Below are 1,216 nucleotides of genomic sequence, written 5' to 3'. Positions count from 1 at the left end.
TATACCACTCTTACGCCAAAATCCGAAAATTCTCATGGTTTATGACGCGGAAGTTGTCTGACACCTTGTCGCGGAAGTTTTTCCATTCTTTCGGAATGGTTTCGCGAAAGAATGCGAGGATCGCTTGTGCGAACTGCTTTTGTGTCGGGTAGTAGCGATTGTAGGTGACACACTGGTGCATGACCGCCCACAGACGCTCAATGGGGTTAAGGTGCGGGCAATATGGCGGCAGCTGGATGAGGTGGATCCGGCACTCTGGCCTTGCAAGGAAGTCCCTGACATCAGGCCCTCTGTGGTAGGCGGCGTTATCCCAGATGACATGGATGACGCGTTTATCGGGGTTGTTGGCCTCTATCTTGACGAGAAGTTGGGCGGCGCTGACCCCATCAACTGTTGTGGGTTCGACAAAGGGCGCGTCGAAGGTTTCGAGGTTCAGGGCCCCATGGATATTGACCCGGCCCCGCCCAGCCGTAGATTTAACCGCAGGATTTGTTCCGGCTTTGACCCAGCCAAACGCGGGTTTGGTTTGGTATTCCGGGTGCACCGCGTCCGCAAAATAGACTGCCTCATCCGCGTCCAGTGCATTCATCATACGCTCGTACAACGCGATGAATTCGGCCTGCTTTTCCGCCGATGCCACCCGGGGCAAGGGCTTGGGTTTGCGGTATTCAAAGCCCAGACGGGCCATAATCCTGATGCAGCCGGAATGGGAATATGTCAGGCCAAATTCAGCTGCGATGTGAGCTCTGATTTCAGCCGTTGATCGGCAGAAGCGCTCTTCCAACCAGTCGCACAGCGCGGCCTCCTGGGCCTGTGTCATGCGAGACTGGCCACCTTTCCAGGCATCAACAGCAAGGGCCTCCCATCCATCGCGCTGATACGTCTTGTACCAACCTCGGATGCTGTCGTCGTCCAGATACAGAAACTTTGCGATCTCTTGGCAAGACTTACCATCGTCCAACAGCAGGATAGCATTCGCACGCCGCGCGATCCCGTACTCTTCGCGGTGACGGCGCAAACAGCGCTCAAGCTCAAGCCGGTCTTCGACAGATAAAAAGTTAGGGCGAATCATGGTTGAAACAGAATCCATCGCAACGACAACGTCAACCAAATATTCGGGTGTTCAGTGACTCGGAGTATATACCACTCTTACGCCAAAATCCGAAAATTCTCATGGTTTATGACGCGGAAGTTGTCTGACACCTTGTCGCGGAAG

Annotated in this window: 1 protein-coding gene; it reads right to left on the bottom strand. The window is 54.3% G+C overall.

The annotated features are described in order from the left end of the window. Positions 1-10 precede the first annotated feature (10 nt). Positions 11-1,111 (bottom strand): IS630 family transposase, encoded by a 1,101-nt coding sequence (locus V7660_RS17155; RefSeq protein ID WP_335604272.1) that lies wholly within the window; start codon positions 1,109-1,111, stop codon positions 11-13. Positions 1,112-1,216: the final 105 nt, after the last annotated feature.

Source organism: Hyphomonas sp. (assembly GCF_036964145.1).
Classification (GTDB): domain Bacteria; phylum Pseudomonadota; class Alphaproteobacteria; order Caulobacterales; family Hyphomonadaceae; genus Hyphomonas.
This window is presented reverse-complemented; position numbering and strand designations above follow the sequence as displayed.